Origin of the sequence: Mycobacterium sp. NBC_00419 (assembly GCF_036023875.1) — a bacterium.
Classification (GTDB): domain Bacteria; phylum Actinomycetota; class Actinomycetes; order Mycobacteriales; family Mycobacteriaceae; genus Mycobacterium.
Genome location: NZ_CP107931.1, coordinates 4698473 through 4720427 on the forward strand (window position 1 = coordinate 4698473; position 21955 = coordinate 4720427).

The following is a 21955-nucleotide window of genomic DNA, read 5'->3' on the forward strand; positions in this document are numbered from 1 at the left end:
CTACTGCTGGGCGAAACCCCAGTCCAGCAGCGTTCGGCCCTGATCCCAGAGGGCGTCGTCGCTGTACATCATCACCGCGATCAGTCGCCTGCCGCCGCGCTGCGCGACCGCGACATAGGTCTCCTTGGCCAGGTTGGTGAAGCCGGTCTTACCTCCGATGAACCCCGGGTAGCTGGCCAGGAGGCGGTCATGGCTGGCGATCTGCTTGGCGCCGCCCTTCCCATCCGGGAACAGGGCGGTGCTCTGATGGATGATCTGGGCGAACAGCGGATAGTTCAGTGCTGCCCGGTAGATGACGCCCAGATCGTGCGGGCTGGTCACCGACTCCCAACCGGGCCCGTCGAGCCCGGACGGTGAGCCGGCTCGGGTGCTGCGGGCGCCGAGTTGGTAGGCCTTGATATTCATCCGCTGTATCGCGGCCTGGTAGCCGCCCACCATGTCGGCAAGCGCGTTGGCGGCATCGTTGCCCGACACCATGAGCAAGGCGTCGAGCAACTGCCGTGCGGTATAGACCGCCCCCGGCACCAAGCCGACGCAGGTGCACTCGACGTCGGTGTTGGCGGCCGTCGCGCGCATCGCCGCCGCCGGGTTGACCAGGTCCATCACGACCATCGCCAGCAGCGGCTTGATGGTGCTGGCGGGCGCGTACGCGCCGTAGGGATCACGCCCGCCGAGGATGCGCCCGCTGTCCAGATCGGCGACCAACGACGCCCGGGCCGGTCCATCCGGGGGAGCGACGAACGCGGCGCCGGGCAGCGGTTCGGCCGCGCCGGGTGCGGCTGAGAGCAGAGCCATCGAGGCCGCCGCCACGGCCAGCACAGTGCGGCGCAACCGCCCAGCGAACACACGCATGTGCGCCGAGGCTAACCGGGCAAGGACGCAGCGCGGGTTCGGCGAGGTCTCCGATTGATCGCAGATCCCATTTGCCCACATACCGGGGTTCACCAGCAGTAGCCTTTTTGCAGGCAACTGCCGTGGGATGTGGAATTCGAGCAGGTCGGGAGGACTTGTGAAGATCACGAAACTGGCGGGAATCGTCGCCGCCACCGCTGTGACGTTCGGCTTGGGCGCCGTCAACGCCGCCACGGCGTCGGCGACCGACAGCATCAGGGTGTACGGCGAGCAGGAGACCCTGAACGGGCCCAATGGCCTTCCCTACATCGGCTACGCGGTGGGCAAGCTCAAGCCCAGTTCAGATCCGGTGCCCCACAACGGCAAGTTGTATGCGGCCAAACTGGTCGTCGACGGGTTCGGTGGCAATTTCCCGGCGTTCGTCGAGAGGTTCGGCGCCCGCGCCGAGTCGGGCGATTTCTACCCGTCGATCTGGGGTGCTTCAAACACCGGCAAGCTCTACTTCGATGTCGTCGGTGACATCCCGAACAGCGTCGTCTTCAACGACGGCACTCGCGACCTGCTCGCCTGGGTGCCGGGTAAGCCCGGCAGCACCGCAGCGCCCGTGATCGTGCCGGAGGATGCCGAGGACTCATCGCAGGTTGTGCCGGATTCCCAGCAGGCAGCGACGGGTCCTGGGTCCGCCGATGGCAACTCGGCGATCGTGGCCACCCCCAATGACCTCGCTACCCCGCCGTTCCAGCTCACCGAGGGTGACGTCGCCCAGCCCGGCTTCAACGGTGGCGGCGAAGGGCCAGGCAGCGGCGGCCGCCGCTAGCTACAGTGCCGCGACGCTCTCGGATCGGCCCTGGGCGAAGCCCCAGTCCAGCAGCATGGCCGCCTGGTCCCAATAGGTCGGTCCACCTTCGTGGATCAGGCCGTACATCATCGCGATCACCAGCCGGCGGCCGCCACGGTCGGCGGCGCCGACGAAGGTCTTGCGGGCGGCGTCGGTGAAGCCGGTTTTGCCGCCGATCGCGCCGGGGTAGCGCACCAGCAGCTCGTCCTGGTTGACCAGCGGCTTGTCGCCGGTGTCGGTGGGGAACATGGCGACCGGCTGCGCGGTGATCTCGGCGAACACCGGATTGGCCATCGCGGCGCGGAAGATCGCGGCCAGATCGTGCGGGGTGGTCCAGCCGGGTCCGCCAGGTCCGTCGAGTCCCGACGGCGACGTGGCGTGGGTGTTGCTGGCCCCGATCGCGGCCGCCTTGGCGTTCATCTTGTCCACGGCCACCTGATAGCCGCCGATCATGTCGGCCAGGGTGTTCGCCGCGTCGTTCCCCGACACCAGCAGCACGGCGTCGAGCAGCTGGCGCGCGGTGTAGCTGCGGCCGGGTTTGACTCCGGCGCAGTTGCATTCCACCCGGGTTGCGGCCTCGTTGGCCACCACGGTGGCGTTCAGGTCGACCTCGTCGAGCGCGGTGAGCGCCAATAGCGTCTTGATGGTGCTGGCCGGGGGATGCGGGGCGTACATATCGCGGCCCGCCAGCACCTGCCCGGTGTCCATGTCGGCGACGATCCACGCCGGCGCGGGGCCGTCGGGAATCGGAAGCGAGCCGGGCGGCTGGTCGGTGTCGGCGATGGCCGGCGACCAGCCACCGATGACGGTGGTGATGATCAGGGCGAAAGATGCCGCGAGAGCGGCCAGGAGCCTCACCATGGGGTCCGAGCCTAACCCGGTCTGGGCGCAACGCCACATGCAGTGTTGAATCGGACGGGTGCTGAGCCTGGCGGAAATCTCGGACCGGCTGGAGATCCAGCAGTTGCTGATCGACTACTCCACCGCGATCGACAATCAACGCTTCGACGACCTCGACCGGGTCTTCACCCCGGACGCGCACATCGACTACACGGCGATGGGCGGGATCGCCGGCCCCTTCGGCGAAGTCAAAGCCTGGCTGGCCGAGGTGATGCCGAACTTCCCGGCGTACTACCACATGCTGGGCAACGTCGACGTGCGCATCGACGGCGACACCGCGACCTCGCGGTCGATCTGCTTCAACCCGATGAAACTCGGCGACGACGGCCAGATCATGTTCTGCGGGCTGTGGTACGACGACGAGTTCCTTCGCACCGCCGACGGCTGGCGGATGACCCGTCGTGTCGAGACCAAGTGCATCCAGAAGTTCTTCTGAGCGCCACCGCCGAAGCCGAAGTCGCCGCCGTCCGGGCCTTACTGGACACGCTGGGACTCGACGCGATCGTCGACGTGCACACCCACTTCATGCCCAAGCGGGTGATGGACAAAGTGTGGGCCTACTTCGACGGGATCGGGCCGCTCGTCGGTCGCCCCTGGCCCATCGAGTACCGGCTCGACGAGACCGAACGGGTCCAGCGGCTACGGCAGTTCGGTGTCAGCGCCTTCACGTCGCTGGTGTACCCGCACAAGCCGGACATGGCCGAGTGGCTCAACTCGTGGGCCACCCAGTTCGCTGCGCAGGTGCCGGAATGCCTGCACACCGCGACGTTCTACCCCGAACCCTCGGCGCCGGAATATGTGCGCCGGGTGATCGAGGCAGGGGCGCGGGTCTTCAAGGCCCACATCCAGGTCGGTGACTACGCCCCGACAGACCCGTTACTCGAACCGGTGTGGGCGCTGCTGGAGGAGACGCAGATCCCGACGGTGATCCACGCCGGCTCCGGGCCCCAGCCGGGTCGGTACACCGGCCCCGGCCCCGTCGCGGAGGTTCTGCGCCGGCATCCCGAACTCCGGTTGATCGTCGCCCACATGGGGCTGCCCGAGTACCGGGAGTTCATGGAGCTGGCCCTGAGTCATCCCGGCGTCTACCTCGACACGACGATGGCGTTCACCACGTTCATCGAGCAGACCGAACCATTTCCGCCCGATGCGCGGCCGACGCTTGTCGCGCTGTCCGAGAAGGTGCTGTTCGGTAGCGACTTCCCCAACATCCCGTACTCGTATCAGCACGCACTCGAGTCGATCACCGGTCTGGGTCTCGGTGACCAGTGGTGCCGCAACGTGCTCCACGACAACGCGAAACGGCTGTTTTGGCCGATCAGCGCCGGTGCCGGCGATTAACACCTGATCACGGCGATCTGGCACAATGGGCGGCTGTCCGCGCGCGGCTTCTTCGGATGCGCCGCCCCGCGGTCACACACGTGAGGCAAAACCGGATCGGGCATCCGCCCGCATCGCTGAATTGCAGCGTGGCATATGTATCAGGAGTAGTAGTTCATGGCTGTCAAGATCAAGCTCACCCGGCTTGGCAAGATCCGCAATCCCCAGTACCGCATCGCCGTGGCCGACGCGCGCACCCGTCGTGACGGGCGTTCCATCGAGGTCATCGGCCGGTACCACCCCAAGGAAGATCCGAGCCTCATCGAGATCGACTCCGAGCGCGCCCAGTACTGGCTGTCCGTGGGTGCTCAGCCCACCGAGCCCGTCCTGCAGCTGCTGAAGATCACCGGTGACTGGCAGAAGTTCAAGGGTCTGCCCGGCGCCGAGGGCACCCTGAAGGTCAAGGAGCCCAAGCCGAGCAAGTTGGATCTCTTCAACGCCGCGCTCGCCGCCGCCGACGGTGCGCCGTCCGGCGAGGCCACCCAGCCCAAGAAGAAGAAGGCTCCGGCCAAGAAGGCCGACGAGGCCGAACCGGCCGCTGAGCCCGCCGCCGAGGTTGTCGAGGCCGCCGAGCCCGCCGCCGAGGTTGCCGAGGCCACCGAGACCGCTGAAGCCGCCGCAGAATGAGTTCGGCCGTCGTCGACGCCGTGGAGCATCTGGTCCGCGGGATCGTCGACAATCCTGACGACGTCCGTGTCGACATGGTCACCAGCCGTCGCGGCCGGACCGTGGAGGTTCACGTCCACCCCGAGGATCTCGGCAAGGTGATCGGCCGCGGCGGTCGCACCGCCACTGCGCTGCGCACCCTGGTCGCCGGAATCGGCGGCCGCGGTATCCGCGTGGACGTGGTCGACACCGACCAGTAGGTCGTGCGGGCACGAGCGAAGCGACCCGGGGAGGAGAGCCGGCATGGAGCTGGTCGTCGGGCGTGTGGTGAAAGCCCACGGCATCACCGGTGAACTCGTCGTCGATGTCCGCACGGACGAGCCAGAGGAGCGTTTCACCCCTGGTAATCGCTTGCGGCTGAGGCCTTCTCGCGGTGAGGGCGGACGCGACGTGGTCATCGAGACTGCCCGTCCACACGGCGGACGGCTGCTGGTCCGGTTGCCAGGGGTGTCCGACCGCAACGCGGCGGATGCGCTGCGGGGCCATCTGTTCGTGGTCGACTCCGGTGAGTTGCCGCCGATTGCTGATCCCGACGAGTTCTACGACCACCAACTCGAGGGTCTGGTGGTGCGTAGCGTCGATGGCGTGGACGTCGGGACAGTGGCCGAGGTGCTGCACACCGGCGCCGGTGAACTGCTGTCGGTGCGTGACCAGGACGGTGCCGAAATCCTGGTTCCGTTCGTCAGCGCCATCGTCACCTCGGTGTCACTGGCCGACGGAATCGTCGAGATCGATCCTCCCGAAGGCCTGTTGAACCTGGACGACGTCGCAGGCTGAGATGCGCATCGACGTCGTCACCATCTTCCCGTCTTATCTCGACCCGGTCCGGGAGTCGTTGCCCGGCAAGGCTATCGAGTCCGGCATCGTCGAATTCGGTGTGCACGATCTGCGCCGGTGGACGCATGACGTGCACCGCTCCGTTGACGACTCGCCCTACGGCGGTGGTCCGGGCATGGTCATGAAGGCGCCGGTCTGGGGCGCCGCCCTTGACGAGATCTGCACCGATACAACACTTCTGGTGGTTCCCACGCCCGCGGGCCGGCCGTTCAACCAGGCAATGGCCCAACGCTGGACGGGCGAGCAGCATCTGGTGTTCGCGTGCGGCCGCTACGAAGGCATCGACCAGCGTGTGATCGACGACGCCGCCACCCGAATGCGGGTCGAAGAGGTCTCGATCGGCGACTACGTGCTGGCCGGTGGTGAGGTCGCTACCCTGGTGATGATCGAGGCTGTGGTTCGGCTGCTGCCCAACGTGATGGGGAATCCGGCTTCGCACCAAGACGATTCACATTCCCCCGAGAATGACGGCCTGCTCGAGGGGCCGAGCTACACCCGGCCGCCGGAGTGGCGGGGTCTGCCCGTCCCCGAGGTGCTGCTGTCGGGGGATCACGCCAAGATCAGGGCATGGCGCCACGAGCAGGCGCTGCAACGTACGCGGGAACGGCGTCCGGATCTGTTGGGCGAGTAAGCCCTAGATCCGGCCGCCGGGGAACATCGTCTGGATGGCCTGGGTCATCGTGTTGCGGGCGGTCGTGTCATCGACCGGTTGCAACGAGGCCATCGCGATGACGAAGCGTCGGTCGGGCCCGATCACACCGGTCGACATGTGCAGCCAGTTGTTCCCGTTCCAGCCGGGCATCCAACCCTGTTTCACCGCAACGGGTTCGGCGAACAGCCCATCCGGAATGCCGAACCGCTGCGGGTAACCGTCCAAGCCATTCGGTGTCGAGGCGGACAGGTCGGACAGAATGACGGCGGCCTGCTCGGGCGGCAGACCGCCCGCGCCGTCGAGCAGCATGTCGTAGTAACGGACGAGATCTGCGGTGGTGCTCATGGTGGTCCACCAGTGCCCGTCGTAGGGCGCTGTGGTGCCGGTGAGGCCGTAACGGGCCTTGACCCGGTTGACGACAGCGTTGCCGCCGCTCTCACTCCAGAAGATCTCGGCCGCGTTGTCGTCCGATGAGCGCAGCATCACGTCGAACTGCTGGCGTTCCTCCGGGCTGAGCTGACGCTGGCCCTTGGCGACCTGCAGCAGCAGGTCGTCGGCGATGAACAGCTTGCTCACCGAGGCGATCGGAAACGCGCCGCCGTCGCCGCCAGAGATGGTCTGGCCGGTTGTGCGATCCAGGAGGGTGAAGCTGATGTCGGCGCCCTTCTTGGCGGCGTCGGCGGCAGCCTGCCGGGCTCGGGCGTCGAGGCCCAGGATCGTCTCCGGCGGGGCCGCTGGGGCAGGTGCCGGCACGGGGGCTTCGGGAATCAGGTTCGGGTCGGCGCTGAGCAAGGTGACCCGCTGCGGTGCACCATCTTCTGCTCCGGCATTGACCTGCGCCGACGAGGCGCCGGCCAGCACGCCGATCAATGCTGCGGCTGTACCGGTGACCAGCACCGACGGACGCCGTCGCATGGTCTTCTCCTTGTCGGGATTCGTGGTACGCAGTGGAAGGGCCTTGCCGCGTCGCCGCCCGTCAGTTCAGGTTAACCGTACCTTTTGTACACCGCACTGTTAGCGCGGCGGTACATCCCCGTGACCTCGGCGGGTCGCCGGCGGGTCGGGCGATTTCACTGCTCGCGACCCATCTGGCACAATTGAGCAGTTGCCCGCGCGGGCCGGACTTCTTTCCGCCTGCTGCGACACAGACCACGTGCCCGAATCCATCGGCTCGACGGCCGCCTGCGCCCCGTGTGCAGGTTGCCGGCCGCAGCCGCGAACGCAAGGAAGTGTCACCGATGAACACGCTGGACTTCGTCGATCAAGCGTCGCTGCGCGACGACATCCCGACCTTCAGCCCCGGCGACACCGTGAATGTTCACGTGAAGGTCATCGAGGGCAACAAGTCGCGCATCCAGGTCTTCAAGGGTGTGGTGATCCGTCGTTCCGGCGGTGGCATCCGCGAGACCTTCACCGTGCGCAAGGAGAGCTACGGCGTCGGCGTCGAGCGCACCTTCCCGGTGCACTCGCCCAACATCGACCACATCGAGGTCGTCACCCGCGGTGACGTCCGGCGCGCCAAGCTCTACTACCTGCGCGAGCTGCGGGGCAAGAAGGCCAAGATCAAGGAGAAGCGCTGAGCTTCGACATGGGCTGCGGAGAAGCGCTGAGCTTCGACATGGGCTGGAGTGAAGCGCTGAGCTTCGTGCCGGCACCGCTGGCTACGCTGATCTCGTGACCGACACCGCAGACTCGGCCGACTCCACGCCGGAGCAGTCCACCAAGACGGACAACCCGGACGACACCACGAGCGATCAGCCGCAGAAGAAGCACTCTGCGCTTCGCGAGGGTGCCATCCTCGTCGGCATCGCCCTGGTCCTCTACTACGTGATGCTCACGTTCGTGGCGCGTCCGTATCTGATTCCGTCGGAGTCCATGGAGCCCACCCTGCACGGGTGCAACGGCTGCACCGGCGACCGGATCATGGTCGACAAGGTCACCTACCGGTTCAGCTCGCCGGAACCCGGTGACGTCATCGTCTTCAAGGGCCCGCCGAACTGGAACGTGGGCTACAAGTCGATCCGCTCGGACAACGCAGCGATCCGCACGGTGCAGAACGCGCTGTCTTTCGTCGGCTTCGTTCCGCCGGACGAGAACGATCTGGTCAAGCGAGTCATCGCGGTCGGCGGCCAGACCGTGCAGTGCCGTGCCGATTCGGGCCTGACCGTCGACGGTAAGCCGCTCAAGGAGCCCTACCTCAACGCCCAGACCATGATGGCCGACCCGCTGGTCTACCCCTGCCTGGGTAACGAGTTCGGTCCGGTCAAGGTGCCGGACGGCCGGCTGTGGGTGATGGGGGACAACCGCACCCATTCGGCGGATTCGCGCGCCCACTGCACCAGCACACCCGCCGACGCCCAGAAGGGCATCCTGTGCACCGGGGACCCGGTGACGGGCACCGTGCCGGTGAGCAATGTGATCGGCAAGGCGCGGTTCATCGCCTGGCCGCCGGCTCGGTGGGGTGGAGTGACCTCGGTCGACCCGCAGCAGGGCTGACTCGTGCCCGCGATGACGTGGCCGCCGCGCACAGTGATCCGCAAATCGTCGGGTCTGCGCACCCTGGAGTCCGCGCTGTACCGCAGCGGCCTGGGGCCGGTGGCCGGGGTCGACGAAGTCGGACGGGGCGCCTGTGCCGGTCCGCTGGTGGTCGCGGCCTGTGTGCTCGGGCCCAACCGGTTCGAAAGCCTCGCCGCGCTCGACGATTCGAAAAAGCTCACCGAGAAGTCGCGCGAGGAGCTGTTTCCGCTGATCCGCCGCTATGCGCTGGCCTATCACGTGGTGTTCATCCCCGCCGCGGAGGTGGACCGACGCGGTGTGCACGTCGCCAACATCGAGGGCATGCGCCGGGCCGTAGCCGGGCTGTCACTGCGGCCCGGATACGTCCTGTCCGACGGTTTCCGGGTGCCCGGGTTGCCGATGCCGTCGCTGCCCGTGGTGGGCGGAGACGCGGCGGCAGCGTGTATCGCGGCGGCCAGCGTTCTGGCCAAGGTGAGCAGAGATCGGTTGATGGTGGCGATGGAGGCCGAACATCCGGGCTATGGTTTCGCCGACCACAAGGGGTACAGCACTCCGGCCCACAGTGCGGCGCTCACCGCACTGGGCCCGTGCAGCCAGCATCGCTACTCCTTCATCAATGTCCGACGGCTGGCGGCTGGTGCGGGTACCCACGTGGTCGCAGAGTGCGCACCGGCGCAGCGTGCCGGACAGGGGTGAGTCAAGATGGACTACGACCACGAGCAGACAAGAGGACCGCTGAGCCGATGAGTGCCGAAGATCTCGAAAAGTACGAAACCGAGATGGAACTCTCGTTGTACCGCGAATACAAGGACATCGTCGGTCAGTTCAGCTACGTCGTAGAAACGGAGCGCCGTTTCTATCTAGCAAACAGTGTTGAAATGGTTCCGCGGAACACTGACGGCGAGGTCTACTTCGAATTGCGGCTCACCGATGCGTGGGTGTGGGACATGTACCGACCGGCACGTTTCGTCAAGCAGGTACGTGTTATCACTTTCAAAGACGTGAACATCGAGGAAGTCGAGAAGCCCGAACTCCGCCTCCCTGAGTGACTTTGTGCCCCTATGTAATTGCGCAAGGCACTATTCGGCAGTAAATGCTTTTCTCCTGAGTTAATCTCGGCAGGAGCTACAGCGTGAGGGGTGCGCTGGGCTTTTCTCGGGGGGATCATGAAGCACGCGAACTATGTCGGCAGGGTCGGCGCACTCGCGGTCGCGTTGGGCATCGGCGGGGCCATGGCCGGTGGAATCGCGATCGCCGAGGCCAGCCCGTCCTCCGATGGCGCCACATCGGCCACCGGGAGCGCCGCGCCGCACGGTACGGCGGCATCACGGAAGTCCACGGCCCGCCGTCAGGGCGCCGCCGGACCGCGCAGGCCGGTCGTACTCCAGGCTGCCGCCCCGGCTACCACGGTGACCACCCCGTCGGCCGCCGCCGGCCACAGCCGGGTGGTGGACATCCCCGGGACGGCGGTGTCCGCAGCGACGCCGGTGACGGCCGCGGCGTCGGCCACCGCGACATCCACCACGCCGACCACCGCCACCACGTCGGCCCAGACCGCCGCGCAAAGCGGAGGGGTGATCGGCTGGTTCCAGCGCACGTTCTTCAACTCGACGCCGGTGATCACCCCGCAGACGGTCCCGCTGACGCTGACCACGGGGCAGACCAGCCAGCCGTTCCAGCTCGACGCCACTGACCCCGACGGCGACACCCTGACCTACACGGTGGCCAACTCCGGCGTCGGCACCGGTGGCGGCACCTTGGCGACCTCCGGTGACACCGCCACCTACACGCCCCCGTCCTCATGGGGCGGGTTGACCTCCTACGACGACACGTTCACCGTCACTGCCTCTGACGCCGACAGTGGATTCCACATCCACGGGCTCTCGGGTCTGCTGAGCATGCTGACGTTCGGCTTGCTCGGCGATCCGGGCCATACCGCCACCAGCACCGTCACCGTGCACGTCACGCCGGCCACGCCGGTGCCACCTGACGTGGTCACCCTGCCCGGGGAACCGTTCAGCACCGCCGTGGCCGGTACGGGCGGGGTGGTCTACCAGACCACCGTGGGCGGCGACGCGGCCAACGGCTACCGCACCTATGTCACCGTCGTGCGTCCGGACGGCACGTCGACCACTGTCAGCCAGCCGGGCCAGACGTTCACGGGCGTGGTCGTGGCGGCCAATGGCACCGCCTACCAGATCAGCTCGTCGGGCGGGCCCGGCAGCATCGACTACACCAACGACACCACCGTGCTGCGCGCCGTGCGCCCCGACGGCACCGTCGTCGACTACAGCCAGCCCGGCGTCATCACCAACGGCAGTTCGGTGGTGATCGGGCCGGACGGCGCCATCTACGCCACCAGCACCGCCGGCAGCGCCAATCCCGGCTACACCACGGTGGTCCGCACGGTGCGTGCTGACGGCACCACGACCACCCACACCCAGCAGGGCGAGGCGTGGGGGCCGATCGTCGTGGGTGCGGACGGCACGGCTTACCAAACCACGTTCGCGTACCAGACCGACATGGCGAAGTCGACGGTGGTCGACGTGCTCTCACCCGGCGGCTCGACGCGGGAATACACCCTGACCGGTCTGCCGGACGGCCAGATCGTCATCGGATCGGGTGGAATCGCTTACCAGACAACATCGTTGTGGGATGAGGAGGTCGCCACCTTCACCACCACGATCACCGCGATCCGCCCCGATGGAACCACTTCGGCGAGGACCAGCGTGCTGGGTGTACGGCCGACCACGGTCGTTGCCGCGGACGGAACGGCCTATCAGACCAGCGCCATCAATGGCACCACGGTGACGATCATCGCGCCCGCTGGCACTCGGGTCAGCAAGACGTGGTCCGGGACGCCCGTCGGCGGTGTGCTGATCGGCAGCGACGGATACGCGTATCAGGCGTCGGTCTTCAACGGCAAGACCACCATCACCACGTTACGCGCCGACGGCAACATCGCACTGCTGCGAGTCCAAAATGGCTCTCCTGCTTCCGATCTCGTGCTCGCAGCCGACGGCAGTGTGTACGAAGTCACCTATGACTCGGCGGCCGCCACCACGTGGACCAACCAGTTCAAGCCCGACGGCACCGTCGTCTCGCGCAGCCAGGCCGGCCAACCCGTCGGTGGCTTGGTGGTCCGCCCCGATGGGCGGGTCTACCAGACCACCGTCACGGGCAATGCCCAAAGTGGTTACACCGCCCTGATCCGCGCCTGGGCGGCCGACGGGTCCGTCACCGACCGCACCCAGTCCGGCCAGCCCGTGGGTGGAGTGGCCCTCGCCGCCAATGGCACGGTCTACCAGACGAGTTCGGGGGTCAATGCCGGTGGTGTCGCCACCTCGGTGGTGACGATGCTGGCACCGGACGGCACCGCTGTTCGGCACACGATGGCGGGTCTGCCGTCCGGCGCCGTCGCGATCGGGGCCGACGGAACGGCCTACCTGACGACATCGACCGGTGTCTGGCGGGTTGACTCGCAGGGCTCCAGCTCCGAAACCGTCACCGAGAAGGGCCCTCTGACGGTGCCGGCCGGAGCCGTCGACGCCACTGCCGCCCTACAGGCGATCCTCGACGCGGCGAGCCCCGGCTCCACCGTTCGGCTGCAGCGCGGCCGCACCTACAACGTCGCGGGAATTCTGTATCTGCGCAACGCCTCGGTGACGGTGGACGGCAATGGGGCGACGATCAACTCGACCAACGACGCCACCTCCTCGGTGCAGGTCACCGCCGACGGCGTCACCCTGCAGAACATCAACCTGACGGCCGCAACCGAGGGCCTGCGCTACGGCAACCTCGAACAGCACAAGCTGTTGGTCACCGGCGACAGGGACACCCTTAAGAACGTCAGCGTCACCGGTTCTGCGGCTGCCGGGATATTCGCCTACGGCGCAAGCAATTTCATGTTCGACCACGCTACGGTCCGATACACCCGCGCCGACGGGATCCATATGACCGGCGGGAGCCACGACGGCACCGTGATCAATCCCTCGACCGCGTGGACCGAGGACGACGCAGTCGTGGTGGTGTCGTACGCCGACGAGCCGATCTCGCAGAACATCGTCGTCACCAACCCGGTAGTCAACGGATCCGACGGCCGCGGTATCGCCGTGGTCGGCGGCAACAACGTGACCTTCTCCAACATTCACGTGTGGAAGACCTGGGCGGCCGCGGTGTACGTCGCCGCCGAGGGTGCGCCGTGGTACACCCAATCGGTGTCGAATGTGACCATCAAGGGTGGCTCGCTGGTGGAGACGGCGGTCGGCACCGACATCGTCCAGGGCGCGGTCCTGGTGTACTCGGGCAGCTCGGCAGCCACGATCAGCGCGGTCACCATCTCGGACCTGGCGATCTCGGGGACCCCGCAATGGGCCCAGCGCTCCACCGGCGTCATCCTGGACCCTGGTGCCGGGCGGATCTCCGGTGTGGTGCTCAAGAACATCGCGCTGACCAACAGCGCACTACCTGCTTTCTCGACCAACGCCCCGTCCAGTAGCTACACCGCTACCGGGTTCACCCTCAACGGTCAGCCGATCACGGTGCCCTGACGGCGTTGTCGCTGTGGATGAACCGGCGTCTGGGGATAACCAGGGGTCTGCACCGCCTGCACCGTGCTTCGCGTCGATGAGTTGTCGGGGGCGGGGCAGACGCTGCGGGCATGACAATGTTGACGCGTGGCCAGCTGGGCGCGCTGGGTGAACAGCGTGCGGTAGACCACCTGACCGCACTGGGGTCGCGAATCGTGGCCCGCAACTGGCGCTGCCGCTACGGCGAACTCGACGTGATCGCGGCAGACGCCGACGGCACGGTGGTCTTCGTGGAGGTCAAGACCCGCAGCGGTGACGGCTTCGGCGGCTTGGCCTACGCCGTGACACCACAGAAGGTACGGCGCCTGCGGCGGCTCGCCGGGCTGTGGCTGGCCGAGCAGGAGCAGCGTTGGCCGGCCATCCGGATCGACGTGATCGGGGTGCGGGTCGGCAGGCAGCGCGAGCCGGAGATCTTTCACCTGAAGGGCGTCGGCTGATGGCGCTGGGGCGGGCCTACTCGGTCGCCGTGCGTGGTCTCGATGGCGAGATCGTCGAGATCGAGGCCGACATCAACGCGGGACTGCCCGGGGTGTATCTGGTGGGGTTGCCCGACGCCGCGCTGCGGGAGTCCCGCGATCGGGTACGGGCGGCAATCACCAACTGCGGCAATGAGTGGCCCAACTCGCGACTGACGCTGGCGCTGTCCCCGGCAACCCTGGCCAAGGCCGGCTCGCTGTACGACATCGCGATCGCGGCCGCGGTGCTGTCGGCGAGTCACAAGAAGCCGTGGGATCGGCTGGAGAAGACGGTGCTGCTGGGAGAGTTGGCTCTCGACGGCCGGATTCGGCCCGTGCGCGGCGTACTGCCGGCTGTCCTGGCGGCCAAACGACAAGGCTGGCCCACCGTCGTGGTGCCCGTCGCGAACCTCGCCGAGGCCAGCCTGGTCGACGGCATCGAAGTCCTCGGTGCCCACACATTGCGGCAGCTGCACGGCTGGCTGAAAGGCAAGGCCGCGCTGGCCGATCGCGTCGACACACCGGTGCCGCAGACCGATCCGGTCGCCGACCTGGCGGACGTGGTGGGCCAGACCCACGCCCGGTTCGCCGTGGAGGTCGCCGCCGCCGGAGCACACCACCTGATGCTCACCGGCCCACCCGGCGTGGGGAAAACCATGCTGGCACAACGGCTCCCCGGGCTGCTGCCGGAACTGACCGAAAGCGAGGCGCTGGAGGTGACGGCGATCCATTCGGTGGTCGGAATGCTGTCGCAGAGCACGCCGCTGATCACTCGTCCGCCCTTCATCGCGCCGCATCACTCGTCGAGTGTGGCCGCTCTGGTCGGTGGCGGCTCGGGCATGGCCCGGCCCGGTGCGGTCAGTCGCGCTCATCGGGGCGTGCTGTTTCTCGACGAGTGTGCCGAAATCCGGGTCAGCGTCCTCGAGTCCCTGCGAACGCCACTGGAAGACGGCGAGATTCGGCTTGCCCGACGTGACGGGGTGGCGTGCTATCCCGCGCGGTTTCAGCTCGTGATGGCGGCCAACCCGTGCGCCTGCGCGCAAACCGACCCGAAAGACTGCATCTGCACGTCGGTGGAGAAGCGTCGCTATCTGGGCAAGCTCTCCGGGCCGCTGATGGATCGGGTGGACCTGCGAGTCGAGATGCACATGGTGCGCGCCGGTGCCTTCGCGCCCGATGCGGCCGAACCCACTGCCGCCGTGCGTGATCGGGTGGCGACGGCACGCGCGGCGGCCGCCGCGCGCTGGCGCCGCTACGGCTTCACCACCAACGCCGAAGTCACCGGCTCGGTGCTGCGCCGAAAGTTCCGGCTCGACAACACCGCGATGTCGCCGCTGAAGACCGCACTCGAGCGCGGCGTGCTGAGCATCCGGGGCGTTGACAGGTCGTTGCGGGTCGCCTGGACATTGGCGGATCTGGCCGGACGCACGATGCCGAGTATCGACGACGTGGCGGTGGCATTGAGCTTCCGCCAGGGAGGAGCAAAACCATGACCGACGATGCCAGAACGTTGGCATGGGCGTATCTGTCCCGGGTCGCCGAACCGCCCTGCGACGAGATCGCCGCGTTGATCCGCGAAGTCGGGCCCGTGGAAGCCTCCCTGCGGGTCGCCGGGGGCGAGGTGAGCGAGGCATTGCGCCAACGCACGGCCGCCCGCCGCGACATCGATGCGGCGCAAGCGGATCTGGATCTGCTGCAGCGTCGCGGAGGCCGGCTGATCACGCCCGACGATGACGAGTGGCCAACCCTGGCCCTCGCGGCCTTCGGCGGGCCCGCGGTGCGGGAGAAGCCGCAGGGCCGGCCGCCGATGGCGCTATGGGCGATCGGCCCGGCCCGGCTCGACGAGGTCGCCGAGCGGTCGGCGGCCATCGTCGGAACGCGAGCGGCCTCGGGCTACGGCGAGCACGTCGCCGCCGACCTGGCTGCGGGGCTGGCCGAGCATGAGGTCACCGTGGTCTCCGGCGGCGCCTACGGCATAGACGGCGTGGCGCACCGCACTGCGCTGGCCGCTGAGGGTCAGACGGTGGCGGTGCTGGCCGGCGGCATCGACGTTCTGTATCCGGCTGGCCACTCGGCGCTGCTGCACCGGATCAGTAATTCCGGCCTGCTGCTCACGGAGTACCCGCCGGGCGTACGTCCGGCGCGGCACCGCTTCCTGACCCGCAATCGACTGGTGGCGGCACTGGGTACGGCCACCGTGGTGGTGGAGGCCGGTGTACGCAGCGGGGCGGCGAACACCGCCGCGTGGGCGCGGGCCCTCGGCCGGGTGGTGTGTGCGGTGCCCGGTCCCGTGACGTCGGCGTCCTCCATCGGATGTCATGTGCTTCTGCGCAGCGGCGCCGAGCTTGTGACGCGAGCCGAGGAGGTCATCGAATTAGTCGGTCGGGCAGGAGAATTCGCTGACGACGAGCCACGCCCGGTCGGCCCGCTCGACGGTCTGAGCGATCCCGAGAAGCTGGTGTACGAAGCCCTGCCGGCCCGCGGCGTGCGCAGCGCGGACGAGATCGCGGTCGCCTCCGGCCTGGCGCCCACCGCGGTGCTCGGACCGCTGGCAATGCTGGAGATCGCCGGGCTGGCCCGCCGCGAGGACGGCTGCTGGCGGCTGGTGCGTAGCCGCACGTAGCCACCCGCTGTGGTGTCAGCAGCCCGTATAATCGCTGAGGTTAGCTAACGAATTGGGTCGGGAGGCGTTATGGCGGGTCGGCCACTGCACACGTTCCAGGTGGTCAGCACCGAGCGCATCGCTCCGCACATGGTGCGAGTGGTGCTCGGTGGGACGGGATTCGACACGTTCACCCCGTCGGAGTTCACCGACTCCTACGTCAAGTTCGCCTTCATCCGCGACGACATCGACGTCACGAGCCTGCCCCAACCGCTGACCCTGGACAGCTTCTCGGACCTGCCTCCCGAGCACCAGCCGACGGTGCGCACCTACACGGTCCGCCGGGCCGATCCCGCTGCGCGGCAGATCACCGTCGACTTCGTGGTGCACGGCGAGCACGGGGTGGCCGGCCCCTGGGCTGCGGCTGCCCAGCCGGGCGACACGATTCACCTGATGGGCCCCGGCGGTGCGTATGCGCCGGATCCGGCCGCGGACTGGTACCTGTTCGCCGGCGACGAGGCGGGCCTTCCCGCGATCAGCGCGGCCCTGGAAGCGTTGCCGCCCAACGCGATCGGCAAGGTGTTCGTCGAGGTCGCCGGGCCCGAGGACGAGGTCGACGTGGCCGCACCCGAGGGTGTGGATATCTATTGGATCTACCGCGGCGGTCGCGCCGACCTGGTTCCCGAGGACCGGGCCGGTGACCACGCCCCGCTGGTCGAGGCGGTCACCACCGCGCAGTGGCTGCCCGGTCAGGTCCAGGTCTTCATCCATGGCGAAGCGCAGGCGGTCATGCACAACCTGCGGCCCTACGTCCGCAAGGAGCGCGGAGTGGACGCCACACGGGCATCGATCTCGGGATACTGGCGCCGCGGCCGCACCGAGGAGACCTTCCGGCAGTGGAAGAAGGAGCTCGCCGCGACCGAAACCGCTGAGGCTTAGGCCGGCGACAGCACCTCGGTGTCGTCGCCGCTGTCCGGCTGCCGGCTGTCCTGCCGGGCCGGGACAATCTGCATCCGTTCGGAGTAGGCCGGGCGCTGCCGGATTCTCAGCGGCCACCAGAACCACGGTCCGAGAATGGCCGCGATCGACGGCGTCATCAGCGAGCGCACGATCAGTGTGTCCAGCAACAACCCGATGCCGATGGTCATGCCGCCCTGGCCGACGTTGAGCAGGTCACCGGAGATCATCGAACCCATCGTGAAGGCGAACACCAGTCCGGCCGCAGTCACCACGGTGCCGGTACTGCCCATGGATCGGATGATCCCGGTGTTGATGCCGGCCCCGATCTCCTCTTTGAACCGTGACACCAGCAGCAGGTTGTAGTCGCTACCGACGGCCATCAGGATGATCACCGCGAACGCCAGCACGATCCAGTTGAGTTGGATGCCGACGATCCGTTCGAAGATGAACACCGACAGGCCGAACGCGGCGCCCAGCGAGATGACGACGGTGCCGACGATCACCATGGACGCCACCAGGGCGCGGGTGATGATCAGCATCACGATGAAGATCAGGGTCAGCGCCGCGAAGGCGGCGATCATCGTGTCGTACTTGGCGCCGGACTGGACGTCGCGGTAGGTGGCCGCGGTTCCGGTCAGGTAGATGTCCGCCCCGGACAGGGCGGTGCCTTTGACGGCCTCGTGCGCGGCGGTCAGTTGATCGTCGACCACCGAGATGCCCTCCTCGGAAGCGGGATTCACATCGTGGGTGATGATCAGCCTGGCCGCCTTGCCGTCGGGCGACAGGAACAACTTCAGGCCCTTCTGAAAGTCCGGATTGGCGAACACTTCCGGTGGCAGATAGAAGTAGTCATCGCTCTTGGACGCATCGAAGGCCTCACCCATCGCGGTGGCGGTGTCGGTCATCTGCTGCATCTGCTCGATGAGCCCGCCGAAACTGCTATGGATGGTCTGCAGGGTGTTCTGCATGGTGGTGGCGGTAGCGATGATGGGCGCGAACTGCTGGACCATCTGGGGCGCCAGCGCGTCGATATCGCCCATGCCATTGACCATCTTGTCCATGCCGTCAACCATCGCGGTCATATCGGTCTGCAGCGAGGCCATGTTGTCGCTGAAGGTGTTCACGCCATCCATCGCGTCGAACGCCGAACGCACACCCGAGCACGCCGGGATGTTGAAACAATTCGGATCCCAGTAGAAGTAGTTCCGTAGCGGGCGCACCTCGTCGTCGAAATTGGCGATGTTGTCGCGCATCTCGTTGAGCGTCGTCTTCATGGTGTTCATGTCGGCGACGCTGCGATGCCCCGAGTCCACCATGCCGTCGGCCGAGCCGACCGTGGTGTGCATGGCGTCGGAGAATCTCACCATCAGGGCCTGCATCTGCGTCATCGACGCGATCATCGCGCCCATGTCGTCGGACATCGTGCTGATATCACCCACGCGCGCTTTGAGGAACTGCAGGTTCTGCGTGATCGGCACCGAAGACATGCTGATCTGGTAGGGGATCGAGCTGTGGGCGATGGGGGATCCCAGTGGGCGGGTGATGCTCTGCACCATCGCGATGCCCTTAATCCTGAACAGCGCCTTGGCGATTCGGTCCAGCACGATCATGTCGGTGGGAGTGCGCATGTCGTGGTCCGACTCGATGGTCATGATGTCCGGATTGAGCCGGGCTGTGCTGAAATGCTTTTCGGCTGCCGTGTACCCGATGTTGGCCGGCACGTCCGCGGGGATGTACCGGCGGTCGTCATAGCTGGTCTTGTAGCCGATCATGGCCAGCAGGCCGAGCAACACGACGCTGGTCGCCGCCGCCAGAATCGGTTTGGGCCAGCGGACCGTGGCGGTGCCGACCTTGCGCCAGCCTCTCGTCTTCATCATGCGCTTGGGGTCCAGCAGGCCGAACCGGCTGCCCACCACCAGGATCGCGGGAGCGACGGTGAGGGCGGCCGCCACGACGATGATCAACGCCAGCGCAGACGGATAGGCCAGCGAGCTGAAGTACGACAGGCGGGTCAGGCGCAGCGTCAGCATGGCGCCCGCGATGGTCAGACCTGAGCCGAGAATGACGTGGCCCACCCCGTGAAATGCGCTGTAGTAGGCCGATTCCGGGTCCTCGCCGTTCTGGCGGGCTTCGTGGTATCGGCCGACCAGGAAGATCGCGTAGTCGGTGCCCGAGGCGATCGCCAGGGCCGTCATCAGCGGAACCGAGAACGTCGAGAAGTCCATCACACCGAGGTGGCCGATGACCGCCACCGTCCCGCGCGCGGCACCCATCTCGATGCCGACGATGGCGAGAATGAGCAGCACAGTGCTGAACGATCGGTAGACCAGTGCCAACATGATGGTGATGACGATCATCGTGGCCACGGTCATCTTGATCATGCCGCGATCGCTGGCCTCCAGGGAATCCGTGGTCAACGGAGCCGGTCCGGTGACGTAGGCGTGCAATCCCGCCGGCGGCGGGGTGTCGTGAATGATCGTGCGCACGGCATCCACCGAGTGGTTACCCTCGGTGCTGCCCTGGTCGCCGGCAAGGTTGAGTTGGACGTAGGCGGCCTTGCCGTCGGTGCTCTGCACACCGGCCGCGGTGATCATGTCGCCCCAGAAGTCGTGGACGTGTTCCACGTGCTTGGTGTCGGCGTTGAACTTGTCCACCAGGGTCTCGTAATAGCGGTGTGCCGAATCGCCGAGGGGCTGGTCACCCACCAGCACCACCATCGCGATGCTGTCGGAGGTGGACTCGCCGAACTTCTGTCCCATCCGCTTGGCCGCGATCACCGCGGGTGCGTCCTGGGGCGACATCGACACGGCGTTGGCCATGCCGACCTTCTCGACCTGGGGGACAAGCAGATTCACGGCGGCGGTGAATGCGACCCAGACCAGAATGATCGGGACAGCCAGGGTCCGGATGGTGCGGGGGATACCGGTACGGCTGTCCTTGACGTGAGCACTCATGCGGCTTTGTCCAAACAGAAGGCCTGGGCGTCGCGGCCCTCGGCGAAGTCTTCGGCGACCAGCTTGTCGTCGACCAGGATGCGGCAGCCCAGCGCGTCGGTGTCGCCCTGGGCGACCACATTGGCCAGTACGCCGGGGTCGGTGGTGCTGACCGTCACCGACCAGGGAAGCTGCGTGAAGCCGGCTTCGATGGTCTTGCCGTTGACGTCGAGGTAGCTGACGCGCCCGGATGCGTCTGCGGGCCCGACGATCTCGTAGGTCACCCGCTTGGTGTTGATGGGCTTGATGGCATCAGCCGGCATCGACGCCGCGATGTAGGGCTTGTCGGAGTCGAAGAACGTGCGCAGTCGGCTGACCACGGCGACGGCCGCGATCAGAGCGACGACGACCACCGCCGCCACCCAGAACCGTTTCATCAAGCCGGGCATCGACTCACTTCTCCTCGCGGATGACTTCCTCAGGCCGGGACGGGTCTCGTCCGGTCTCCAGATATACCATAGGGGGTATGGTATCCAGGACTGGCGGGAACGCCGGGATCTATTTGTTGAGAAGCCGCGGTGGCGGTTCACGTCGAGAGGAATCACTGATGTGTCGTGCTGTGAACTGCCGCGTCTGCGGCAAGACCACCTGGGCCGGCTGCGGTATGCACGTCGATGCGGTGCGTCGCGGCGTGCCCGCCGGGCAGTGGTGCCCGGGGCACGCGGCCGGCGAGGCTGGCCCGTCGCGCTGGAATCTGTTCAAGCGCAAGAAGTCATGACAGCCACGTCACAGCACGGACACGGCTGCGCGTCGGTCGGCAGCCGTGCCGGGGTTTGATGCGAACGTAGGGGAGTGCACGATCCCGGCGACTACACCGCGATCCTCGACGAGTACGCCGAGTACCTGGCTCTGGAGCGCGGCCGATCCGAACACACCCGCCGGGCCTATCTGGCCGACCTGCGTTCACTGTTCGCCTTCGTCGACGAGCGCGCCCCCGGCGCGGGCCTGTGCGCGCTGAGCCTGCCGGTTCTGCGGTCGTGGCTGGCGGCGCAGGCAGGCGGCGGCGCTGCGCGCACCACGCTGGCGCGCCGAACCTCAGCGGTGAAGACGTTCACGGCCTGGGCCACCCGCCGCGGACTGCTCGACGCCGACCCCGCCACCCGGCTGCAGCTGCCCAAAGCGCGCCGGACCCTGCCCGCCGTGCTGCGCCAGGATCAGGCGCTGGCTGCGATGGCGGCGGCCGATCTGGGTGCCGAGCAAGGTGACCCGCTGGCACTGCGTGACCGGCTGATCGTCGAACTGCTCTACGCCACCGGTATCCGGGTCGGTGAGCTGTGCGGCCTCGACGTCGACGACGTGGACACCGGGCGTCGGCTGCTGCGGGTGCTGGGCAAGGGCAACAAACAGCGCACCGTGCCGTTCGGCGCACCTGCGCTCGCTGCGGTGCAGGCCTGGCTCGCCGACGGTCGCCCCGAACTGGTTAATGCCGACTCCGGTCCCGCTCTGCTGCTGGGCCCGCGCGGCAAGCGGCTGGATCCGCGACAGGCCCGCACCGTCGTCCACCAGACCGTCGGCGCGGTCGACGGCGCACCCGACATCGGCCCGCACGGCCTGCGGCACAGCGCGGCCACCCACCTGCTCGAAGGCGGCGCCGATCTGCGCATCGTGCAGGAACTGCTGGGCCACTCGACGCTGGCCACCACCCAGCTCTACACCCACGTCACGGTCGCGCGGCTGCGCGCGGTACACGACCAGGCCCACCCGCGCGCCTGAA

At 67.3% G+C, this 21955-nt stretch carries 23 protein-coding genes; 18 read left to right on the forward strand and 5 right to left on the reverse strand.

Features of this window, described 5'->3' with window-relative positions:
- Complete coding sequence (locus OG976_RS22480) at positions 1–852, reverse strand: D-alanyl-D-alanine carboxypeptidase family protein (RefSeq protein WP_328353868.1); 852 nt, start codon at positions 850–852, stop codon at positions 1–3.
- Positions 853–1009: 157 nt separating this feature from the next.
- Between OG976_RS22480 and OG976_RS22485 the strand changes: the two genes are divergently transcribed.
- The gene (locus OG976_RS22485) at positions 1010–1669 is read left to right on the forward strand and encodes a DUF1942 domain-containing protein (protein WP_328353871.1); all 660 of its coding nucleotides are present in this window, start codon (positions 1010–1012) and stop codon (positions 1667–1669) included.
- Here the strand turns inward: OG976_RS22485 and OG976_RS22490 are convergent, their stop codons facing one another.
- A complete protein-coding gene (locus tag OG976_RS22490) occupies positions 1670–2551 on the reverse strand; it encodes a D-alanyl-D-alanine carboxypeptidase family protein (protein WP_328353874.1) in 882 nt (293 codons plus the stop codon). It lies immediately after the preceding gene.
- 58 nt (positions 2552–2609) lie between these two features.
- Between OG976_RS22490 and OG976_RS22495 the strand changes: the two genes are divergently transcribed.
- From OG976_RS22495 to trmD, 6 genes are all read left to right on the forward strand, one after another.
- Complete coding sequence (locus tag OG976_RS22495; protein WP_328353877.1) at positions 2610–3026, forward strand: nuclear transport factor 2 family protein; 417 nt, start codon at positions 2610–2612, stop codon at positions 3024–3026.
- Entirely contained in the window at positions 3005–3931 is a 927-nt protein-coding gene (locus tag OG976_RS22500) for an amidohydrolase family protein (RefSeq protein WP_442930372.1), read from the forward strand. Before OG976_RS22495 ends, OG976_RS22500 begins: the two co-directional genes overlap by 22 nt.
- A gap of 156 nt (positions 3932–4087) precedes the next feature.
- Positions 4088–4597 (forward strand): 30S ribosomal protein S16, encoded by a 510-nt coding sequence (gene rpsP, locus OG976_RS22505; RefSeq protein WP_328353880.1) that lies wholly within the window; start codon positions 4088–4090, stop codon positions 4595–4597.
- A complete protein-coding gene (locus tag OG976_RS22510; protein ID WP_328353883.1) occupies positions 4594–4836 on the forward strand; it encodes an RNA-binding protein in 243 nt (80 codons plus the stop codon). The genes rpsP and OG976_RS22510 overlap by 4 nt, the downstream gene beginning before the upstream one ends.
- A gap of 43 nt (positions 4837–4879) precedes the next feature.
- Positions 4880–5413 carry a ribosome maturation factor RimM gene (gene rimM / locus OG976_RS22515; protein ID WP_328353886.1) on the forward strand — a complete coding sequence of 178 codons (534 nt, stop codon included), beginning with the start codon at positions 4880–4882 and terminating at the stop codon, positions 5411–5413.
- Between the two features lies 1 nt (position 5414).
- Positions 5415–6104: a tRNA (guanosine(37)-N1)-methyltransferase TrmD gene (gene trmD, locus OG976_RS22520; protein WP_328353889.1), complete on the forward strand. Its 690-nt coding sequence runs from the start codon at positions 5415–5417 to the stop codon at positions 6102–6104.
- Between the two features lie 3 nt (positions 6105–6107).
- Here trmD and OG976_RS22525 read toward each other — a convergent pair whose 3' ends face one another.
- On the reverse strand, positions 6108–7040 hold the full coding sequence (locus OG976_RS22525; protein WP_328353892.1) for a hypothetical protein: 933 nt from the start codon (positions 7038–7040) through the stop codon (positions 6108–6110).
- A 323-nt stretch (positions 7041–7363) separates the two neighbouring features.
- Here OG976_RS22525 and rplS point away from each other — a divergent pair, with 323 nt between their 5' ends.
- The 9 genes from rplS (at position 7364) to OG976_RS22570 (ending at position 17227) form a co-directional block, all read left to right on the forward strand.
- Positions 7364–7705 carry a 50S ribosomal protein L19 gene (gene rplS, locus OG976_RS22530; protein ID WP_328353895.1) on the forward strand — a complete coding sequence of 114 codons (342 nt, stop codon included), beginning with the start codon at positions 7364–7366 and terminating at the stop codon, positions 7703–7705.
- 94 nt (positions 7706–7799) lie between these two features.
- Positions 7800–8621, forward strand: a complete 822-nt coding sequence (gene lepB / locus OG976_RS22535; RefSeq protein WP_328353898.1) for a signal peptidase I — start codon at positions 7800–7802, stop codon at positions 8619–8621.
- 12 nt (positions 8622–8633) lie between these two features.
- Positions 8634–9338, forward strand: a complete 705-nt coding sequence (locus tag OG976_RS22540; RefSeq protein WP_328363901.1) for a ribonuclease HII — start codon at positions 8634–8636, stop codon at positions 9336–9338.
- Between the two features lie 47 nt (positions 9339–9385).
- On the forward strand, positions 9386–9691 hold the full coding sequence (locus OG976_RS22545) for a DUF2469 domain-containing protein (protein ID WP_167103784.1): 306 nt from the start codon (positions 9386–9388) through the stop codon (positions 9689–9691).
- A gap of 117 nt (positions 9692–9808) precedes the next feature.
- Entirely contained in the window at positions 9809–13192 is a 3384-nt protein-coding gene (locus OG976_RS22550; RefSeq protein WP_328353903.1) for a right-handed parallel beta-helix repeat-containing protein, read from the forward strand.
- A gap of 110 nt (positions 13193–13302) precedes the next feature.
- Positions 13303–13668: a YraN family protein gene (locus tag OG976_RS22555; protein WP_328353906.1), complete on the forward strand. Its 366-nt coding sequence runs from the start codon at positions 13303–13305 to the stop codon at positions 13666–13668.
- A complete protein-coding gene (locus OG976_RS22560; RefSeq protein ID WP_328353909.1) occupies positions 13668–15179 on the forward strand; it encodes a YifB family Mg chelatase-like AAA ATPase in 1512 nt (503 codons plus the stop codon). Before OG976_RS22555 ends, OG976_RS22560 begins: the two co-directional genes overlap by 1 nt.
- The gene (gene dprA / locus OG976_RS22565) at positions 15176–16309 is read left to right on the forward strand and encodes a DNA-processing protein DprA (RefSeq protein ID WP_328353912.1); all 1134 of its coding nucleotides are present in this window, start codon (positions 15176–15178) and stop codon (positions 16307–16309) included. Before OG976_RS22560 ends, dprA begins: the two co-directional genes overlap by 4 nt.
- Positions 16310–16378: 69 nt before the next feature.
- Positions 16379–17227, forward strand: coding sequence for a siderophore-interacting protein (locus tag OG976_RS22570; protein WP_328353915.1), 849 nt, complete (start codon positions 16379–16381; stop codon positions 17225–17227).
- On the opposite strand, the gene OG976_RS22575 is transcribed toward OG976_RS22570, so the two are convergent.
- Both OG976_RS22575 and OG976_RS22580 read right to left on the reverse strand, forming a co-directional pair.
- Positions 17224–20202, reverse strand: coding sequence for an MMPL/RND family transporter (locus tag OG976_RS22575; RefSeq protein WP_328353918.1), 2979 nt, complete (start codon positions 20200–20202; stop codon positions 17224–17226). The genes OG976_RS22570 and OG976_RS22575 overlap by 4 nt on opposite strands.
- On the reverse strand, positions 20199–20630 hold the full coding sequence (locus OG976_RS22580) for an MmpS family transport accessory protein (protein WP_328353921.1): 432 nt from the start codon (positions 20628–20630) through the stop codon (positions 20199–20201). The genes OG976_RS22575 and OG976_RS22580 overlap by 4 nt, the downstream gene beginning before the upstream one ends.
- Positions 20631–20788: 158 nt before the next feature.
- Here OG976_RS22580 and OG976_RS22585 point away from each other — a divergent pair, with 158 nt between their 5' ends.
- On the forward strand, positions 20789–20959 hold the full coding sequence (locus tag OG976_RS22585) for a hypothetical protein (protein ID WP_328353924.1): 171 nt from the start codon (positions 20789–20791) through the stop codon (positions 20957–20959).
- A 74-nt stretch (positions 20960–21033) separates the two neighbouring features.
- On the forward strand, positions 21034–21954 hold the full coding sequence (locus tag OG976_RS22590; RefSeq protein ID WP_328353927.1) for a tyrosine recombinase XerC: 921 nt from the start codon (positions 21034–21036) through the stop codon (positions 21952–21954).
- Position 21955 lies beyond the last annotated feature (1 nt).